This window comes from Bradyrhizobium sp. th-b2 (assembly GCF_000426785.1).
Lineage (GTDB): Bacteria > Pseudomonadota > Alphaproteobacteria > Rhizobiales > Xanthobacteraceae > Bradyrhizobium > Bradyrhizobium septentrionale.
In genome coordinates this window covers 167315-173859 of the sequence record NZ_AUGA01000018.1, presented here as the reverse complement: position 1 = coordinate 173859, position 6545 = coordinate 167315, and the positions used below count along the sequence as shown (strand labels likewise).

Below are 6545 nucleotides of genomic sequence, written 5' to 3'. Positions count from 1 at the left end.
CAAGCGGCTCTGGCGGAGGTCAAAGCGGCGGTACCGGCTGCGCCTCCTGATTTGCCGGGCGTTTGAAACGATTGCGACGCCTCCCGACGACCGCTGCTCGTCCAAATAGAGGAGTCTGCTCAATACCTTGCCTGGTTTGAGTGGCGGAGAGGGAGGGATTCGAACCCCCGATAGGCTTGCACCTATGCCGCATTTCGAGTGCGGTGCATTCAACCACTCTGCCACCTCTCCGATGGCCCGGGTGATTTGCGCCACCCGCGGTCGGGGCGTGTTCTAGGCGAGGATGGCGGGCCAGACAAGGCGCTGCAATAATATTTCCGTCACCGGCGCCTCGGCCCACCTAGGCACCATCGGCGACGCAAGAATGCGCGCGGAAACAAAGCGCTAGCAGGACGATTCTGGCTCGGTCGGCGCGCGAGCCAGCCAGACAGAGCAGGAGCGGACCATGGAGCATGTGACGATTCGAGCCAATGGCGCGGCGTTCCACGTCGCACGGACCGGGAGTGGCAGGCCGCTCTTGCTGTTGCACGGCTGGCCGGAATTCTGGCTGACCTGGAAGCCGGTGATGGCGCGCCTGGCCGACCGCTACACCCTGATCGCGCCCGACCTGCGCGGCTTCGGCGACAGCGACAAGCCCAACGGTCCCTACGGCCCCGATCAGCATACCGACGACATGCTGGCGCTGCTGGACGCACTCGGCATCGAGAAGGCCGGCGTGGTCGGTCACGACGTCGGCGGCGCGGTGATGCAGCCGCTCGCCCGCAAGGCGCCCGAGCGCATCGCCGGCCTGTTTTTCTTCGATTTCGTCTATCCCGGCATCGGCCCGCGGATGGCGGCACCCGACCGGCTGAACCACATCTGGTACCAGTCGTTCCACCAGATGGAGATGGCGCCCGCGCTGGTCGGCGTCAGCCGCGAGAACTGCCGCATCTACATCGGCCATTTCCTGCACAATTGGGCGCATCGCAAGGCTGCATTCGACGATGTGATCGAGGACTTCGCCGACAACTTCTTCAAGCCCGGCAACCTCGCCGGCGGCTTTGCGCATTATCGCGCTTCCCATGCGGGGCGCGTGAAAATGATGCAGGGCGAAGCCCCCGCGCTGCCGCCGATCACCGTGCCGACCTGCATCCGCTGGGCCGAGCACGATCCGCTGTTTCCCTATGGCTGGACCGACCGGCTGGGCGAGACCTTCACCAATCTGGACCTGAAGATGTTTCCCGATGTCGGGCATTTCCCGCATCGCGAGGACCCCGGCCGCGCGGCAGCCGAGATCGCCGGCTTCTTCGAGCGGATCAATTGGAGGTAGAAAGTGGTGGGACCGCCAGGACGCGACAAAAACTGGCGGTCCCGTGCCGCTTCTCAAAAATGCTGGCCGGGAAGTGCGGCTTCGCCGGTCGGCGGGAGCGACAGGGGTCACGGTAGCGGCCGACGCCGAAACGGCAACGCGAACCCGATCTTAACCTAACCGATCAACCTTACCGCGCGATCGGCTCACACAGGCGAGGCTCAGGCGTCCGAGGCTCAGGCGTCGGCTTTTTTGGCTTTCTTGGCCTTTTTCTCGCTCTTGTCGCCCTCGTCGTCCTTGTCCTTTTTCTCGGCTTTCTTGTCGTCCTTGCCGTTGTCTTTCTTGCGATTGGTGTAGCGGGCGTTGCCGAGCCCGGTTCCGATCGTCAGCACGCCCCAGCGCGCGACATCCTGCATGAATGGGACCTCGGCCAGCCCCTGCGCCACGCCGTCATTATGCATCACGATCGCGGTGTCATGATCGCCGATCTGGGGGATCGCCTCGACCAGGCTCGCCGGCAGGTTGAATTTGCTGCTTTCCCAATTGCCCGGCAGGTTCTGCGCGCCCTTCTCGATCGAGCCGTCCTCCTTGATGACGCCGGGACAGGAGATGCCGATGAATGGCGCGAGCTTGAGATTTGCCTTCTCGGCCTCGGCGATCAGATCCTTCAGCATCTTCACCAGCCGCTTCACCGCGCCCTCGCGCGTCGGCTCGTCGTCGGCATGGCGCCACAACTCCGATTTCCAGACCGTTGCCTTGGAGAGATCCGGCGCCTTCTTCCAGCGCGTCTCGACGACGCCGCAGCGGATATTGGTGCCGCCGATATCGACCGCGAGCACGCCGTCATGGGCCTCGAAGATCCACGATGGCGCCAGATGCAGCGTGCCGATCAGGCCCGCATCATCGGGGTGAAAGCGGATCGGCACCAGATCGACCTTGAGACCCTCCGACTTCAGGATGATGTCGGTGCGCGCGATGGCGAGCTCGCCGAGCCGGCTGTCGCGAAAACCGCCGCCGACCACGATGCGCTCGGTCTTGGCCCAGGCCTTGGTGTTGAGGAAGCGCCGCGTCACATAGGCGAGCTCCTGCGCGAACTCCTCGATCGCGCTGTGCACGATGGCGGAGGCCTCGGCGTCGTCACCGACCAGCAACTCATCGAGCTTCTTCTTGCTGATCTTGTCCGACGGCTCGTCGCCGAACGGATCTACGTCCGACTTGCGCAGCGGCTTGCGCCAGCGGTCCAGGATCTTGCGGAAAGCGCCCTTTGAGGCGCGGTCGCCGAGAAAGCCCTCGTCGTCCTTCAACTCGATGTTGAAACTGTCGATGTCGACAGACGGCAGCCGCGCGGCACCGTGGTGCGCGATGCCCGTGGTCAGTCCAGCGTCGTCAGCCATTTAGCCCTTGCCTGCCCGCTTGAGGTTCCCAGCACTATTGTTTGAGCATGATCATTTCGGAAAACCGCTTCACACTTTTCCGGATCATGCTCTAACGGCGGGGAACTCAAATGGTTGCTTCCCGCGCTGCGGCGCTTCGGCCGGGCGCGGGAGGCAATTCGCAAGGCGTCAGGCGGCCTTCACGCCGTAGCGCGCCGCAGGCGTGCTGCGGGACAGGTTCGGCATCAGCTTCTGGCGGGCGCTCTCATAGGCCTGCCAGTCGGCAACCTCCGGCAACGACGGCACGGTGATGACTTCGCCCTGGTCGAGCCCCGCCAGCGCGGCATCGACCATGTCCTCCGCCTTCATCACGATCGCGCTGGGCAGATGCTCGACCGGCGTGCCGGCCAGACCCCAGAATTCGGTGGCCGTGGCGCCCGGCAGCACCGCCTGGACGCGGATGTTCTTGTCCTTCAGCTCATGCTGCAACGACTGGGTCAGCGCGAGCACGAAGGCCTTGCTGCCGCCGTAGACGCCGTTGAGCATTTCCGGCGCGACGCCGACGATCGAGGCGATGTTGACGATGGTGCCGCCGCCGCGTGCGACCAGTCCCGGCACCGCCGCATAGGTCAGGCGCATCAGCGCGTCGACATTGAGCGCGATCATGTCGCTCATCTTGTCGACATCGGATGCGAGCAGCGGCGCGGTGGCACCGACGCCGGCGTTGTTCACCAGCACGCTGATGCCGGCATTTTCGCGCAGAATGGATTCGATCCGTGCGACGTCGCCGCGCTTGGCGAGGTCGGCGGCAACGATCTCGATCGAACGGCCCGTCTCCGCCGACAGACGCCTGGCGAGCCCATCGAGGCGCTCGCGGTTGCGTGCGACGAGGATCAGATCGTAGCCACGCCGTGCGAGCCGGTCCGCATAGATGGCACCGATTCCGGACGACGCACCAGTAACGAGCGCCGTTCCCTTGGCTGACTTGGTCATGTTGGTCTCCTGTTTGACCTGGACGGCCGGACTTGGCCGTTGGTCAGGTTCTACAGGCCCCCTTGCATGTCTCAAATGTCATAGATACACCTTTTTAGGACATCGATTCTCGTCGGAGGGTTCAATGCAGGAGATCGGCTTCGTCGTCTTCCCGGAGTTTCAGGTGATGGGCTTTGCCGCCATCACCGCCTTCGAGGTTGCCAACCTGATCGCAGGCGAGCGCTTCTATGAGGTCACGCTGCTGTCGGAGCACGGCGGCCCGGTGCGATCCTCCGCCGGCTTCAATGTCGAAACCGAAGCCTTTCGCGATCGCAGCTTCGACACGCTGTTCATTGGCGCCGGCCACGAGCTTCATCCAGCATCCCCTGAATTGACCGACTATATTCGCCGCGCCATGACGGTGTCGCAGCGTATCGCCGCGCCTTGCATCGGCGCTTTTTCGCTGGCTGAGGCCGGTCTGCTCGATGGCCGGCGCGTTTCCACGCACTGGCAATTCGCCGCAGAATTGCAGGCACGATTTCCCAGGCTCAAGGTCGAACAGGACCGCATCTACATCGTCGACGGACCGATCTGGACCTCGGCCGGCATGACCGCGACGATCGATCTGGCGCTCGCGATGGTCGAGCAGGACCTCGGCATCGAGGTCGCGCGCTCGGTGGCGCGCAAGCTTGTGGTCTATCACCGCCGCACCGGCGGCCAGTCGCAGTTTTCAGCGCTGCTCGAGCTCGAGCCGAAATCCGACCGCATCCAGAACGCGCTGAATTATGCCAAGGCTCACCTGCGTAACGAACTGTCGGTGGAGGAGCTCGCCGAGATCGCGCGGCTCAGCCCGCGCCAGTTCAGCCGCGCCTTCCGCGCCGAGACCGGCCAGTCGCCGGCCAAAGCCATCGAGCAGCTCCGGGTCGAGGCTGCCCGCGAATTGATCGGCGACGGCCGCCATTCGATGGACGAAATCGCCGGCGAAACCGGCTTTGCCGACCGCGAGCGGATGCGGCGGGCATTCCTGCGGGTGCTGGGCCAGCCGCCGCAGACCATCCGCCGGCACGCACGTGCCGCCGCGCAGGCCGCGGCTTGAGGGGGAATCCGGGCGAAAATCACGCCAAACCTTTCATTTTTGGCCGGTTTTTGCCCCGCTTTACCTTGACTCCCCGTCGTTTGCGGCTATAAGTCCGCCCATCCGGCGCGGGGGTTTTCTCGCGCCGATCGTTTTTGTGCGATCCAGTTTGGGAATTCATTCCCTTCGCGCGAAACACATAACCCTTAGCGACTGAACAAAAAGCCGACCCGGACTAACCGTCCGAGGCCGGAACCGAACACGAAGGAATCAAACGATGTTCGCAGTCATCAAAACCGGCGGCCGGCAGTACCGTGTCGTTCCGAATGATGTACTCGAGATTGGCAAGATCGCCGGCGATGTCGGCACGATCGTGCAGCTAGGCGAAGTTCTGGTGCTCGGCGGTGACACGCCGGTGCTGGGAACGCCCACCGTCGCAGGCGCCACCGTTGCAGCCGAAGTGCTGCAGCACAAGCGCGGCGCCAAGGTGATCGCGTTCAAGAAGCGTCGCCGCAAGAATTCACGCCGCAAGCGCGGCTATCGCGACGAGCTCACGGTGCTTCGCATCACCGAGATCCTCGCCGATAACGCCCAGCCGACCGTCGGCCCGCGGCCGAAGAGGGAAAAGGTCGCAGCGCCCGCCGAGGCAGCCGAATAGGCCGTTCGCGGGCACGCGCAAAAAGGTGATCGTCGCGCTTTCAGATTTGAAGCGTGACAAAACGTGAAATGATTCCGTCAAGGAATTGATCTAGAGATCAAAGCGAAGTCGGAGACGAGCTATGGCTCATAAAAAAGCAGGCGGTTCATCGCGTAACGGACGTGATTCCAAGGGCAAGCGCCTTGGCGTCAAGGCGTTCGGTGGCGAGCGCGTGATCCCCGGAAACATCATCGCGCGTCAGCGCGGCACCACCTGGCATCCTGGCCTTAATGTCGGCATGGGCACCGACCATACTCTCTTCGCCAAGATCGAGGGTCATGTCGAGTTCCGTGCCAAAGCCAACGGCCGCACATTCGTATCGGTTATTCCGATGGCGGAGGCGGCCGAGTAGACGGTGGACACACATGAGTCCGCCGGGTCCTGTTGAACCGGCGGAGTCGCAAAGGGCTCCAAGGGGAGGCGGGATGACCGGCCTCCCCTTTTCGTTGCGCGCGTTCTGGTTCGACCGCGCGTGACGTTCCAAGCGTTGCGTACCGATTGTCGCATCACAGGAGCTCGACATGTTGCAGGACATCCCGACGCCGATCTTGCGCGAGGCAAGAGCTTGCGTCCTCGAGACCGAACGGCTGACATTGCGCAAGCCGACGCTCGCGGACGTAAAAGCCATTGCGCGGCTCGCCGATGACCGCCGTATCGCGGAGAACACCCGCCGCCTGCCGCATCCCTATACCCAGGACGACGCCATCGACTTCGTGCGCGCACTCGGCGCGGGCGGGCGCGAGACCGTCTTCCTGATCGAGAGCAATCACACCCCGATCGGCATGGCCGGCATCGACTGGCGCGAGGAGACCGCGGCCGAACTCGGCTACTGGCTCGGCGTCGACCATTGGGGCCAGGGCTTTGGCACCGAGGCCGCGCGCGCCGTGATCGACTACTTCTTCGAGGAATTCGATCTCGACCAGCTGATCGCGGGCGCCCGCGTCGTCAACCCGTCGTCGCGCAACATCCTCGAGAAGTGCGGCTTCCAGTGGAGCGGCGTCGAGCTGCATCGCTTCGAGGCGCTGGGCTCGTCGAGCCCGGTCGATGCCTTTCGGCTGTCGCGCGGCGTCTGGGCCTCGCTGAAGAGCTGGAATAGTTCGACGCGGCGCAGCGCGTAAGGCTCGATCCACGGTCGTCGTC

General features: G+C 64.0%; 7 protein-coding genes and 1 tRNA gene. 5 read left to right on the top strand and 3 right to left on the bottom strand.

Going from position 1 to position 6545, the window contains the following annotated elements; all coding sequences use genetic code 11:
- Positions 1-141: 141 nt before the first annotated feature.
- Positions 142-231, bottom strand: a tRNA-Ser gene (locus K359_RS0122545).
- Between the two features lie 214 nt (positions 232-445).
- On the opposite strand from K359_RS0122545, the gene K359_RS0122540 reads away from it, so the two are divergent.
- Entirely contained in the window at positions 446-1309 is an 864-nt protein-coding gene (locus K359_RS0122540; RefSeq protein ID WP_029081364.1) for an alpha/beta fold hydrolase, read from the top strand.
- A gap of 215 nt (positions 1310-1524) precedes the next feature.
- Here K359_RS0122540 and K359_RS0122535 read toward each other — a convergent pair whose 3' ends face one another.
- The gene (locus K359_RS0122535; RefSeq protein WP_029081363.1) at positions 1525-2682 is read right to left on the bottom strand and encodes an ROK family protein; all 1158 of its coding nucleotides are present in this window, start codon (positions 2680-2682) and stop codon (positions 1525-1527) included.
- 168 nt (positions 2683-2850) lie between these two features.
- Complete coding sequence (locus tag K359_RS0122530) at positions 2851-3654, bottom strand: SDR family oxidoreductase (RefSeq protein ID WP_029081362.1); 804 nt, start codon at positions 3652-3654, stop codon at positions 2851-2853.
- Positions 3655-3778: 124 nt separating this feature from the next.
- Between K359_RS0122530 and K359_RS0122525 the strand changes: the two genes are divergently transcribed.
- From K359_RS0122525 to K359_RS0122510, 4 genes are all read left to right on the top strand, one after another.
- Positions 3779-4729 (top strand): GlxA family transcriptional regulator, encoded by a 951-nt coding sequence (locus K359_RS0122525; RefSeq protein WP_029081361.1) that lies wholly within the window; start codon positions 3779-3781, stop codon positions 4727-4729.
- 256 nt (positions 4730-4985) lie between these two features.
- Positions 4986-5366, top strand: coding sequence for a 50S ribosomal protein L21 (gene rplU, locus K359_RS0122520; protein ID WP_029081360.1), 381 nt, complete (start codon positions 4986-4988; stop codon positions 5364-5366).
- A gap of 121 nt (positions 5367-5487) precedes the next feature.
- The gene (rpmA, locus tag K359_RS0122515; RefSeq protein ID WP_029081359.1) at positions 5488-5757 is read left to right on the top strand and encodes a 50S ribosomal protein L27; all 270 of its coding nucleotides are present in this window, start codon (positions 5488-5490) and stop codon (positions 5755-5757) included.
- A gap of 169 nt (positions 5758-5926) precedes the next feature.
- Positions 5927-6523, top strand: a complete 597-nt coding sequence (locus K359_RS0122510) for a GNAT family N-acetyltransferase (RefSeq protein WP_029081358.1) — start codon at positions 5927-5929, stop codon at positions 6521-6523.
- The last annotated feature ends 22 nt before the right edge of the window (positions 6524-6545 follow it).

Excerpts from the sequence above, each read along its gene's own strand:
- K359_RS0122510 (WP_029081358.1), top strand. The coding sequence starts at position 5,927 with ATGTTGCAGGACATCCCGACGCCGATCTTGCGCGAGGCAAGAGCTTGC.
- rpmA (WP_029081359.1), top strand. The coding sequence starts at position 5,488 with ATGGCTCATAAAAAAGCAGGCGGTTCATCGCGTAACGGACGTGATTCC.
- K359_RS0122535 (WP_029081363.1), bottom strand. The coding sequence starts at position 2,682 with ATGGCTGACGACGCTGGACTGACCACGGGCATCGCGCACCACGGTGCC.
- rplU (WP_029081360.1), top strand. The coding sequence starts at position 4,986 with ATGTTCGCAGTCATCAAAACCGGCGGCCGGCAGTACCGTGTCGTTCCG.
- K359_RS0122530 (WP_029081362.1), bottom strand. The coding sequence starts at position 3,654 with ATGACCAAGTCAGCCAAGGGAACGGCGCTCGTTACTGGTGCGTCGTCC.
- K359_RS0122540 (WP_029081364.1), top strand. The coding sequence starts at position 446 with ATGGAGCATGTGACGATTCGAGCCAATGGCGCGGCGTTCCACGTCGCA.
- K359_RS0122525 (WP_029081361.1), top strand. The coding sequence starts at position 3,779 with ATGCAGGAGATCGGCTTCGTCGTCTTCCCGGAGTTTCAGGTGATGGGC.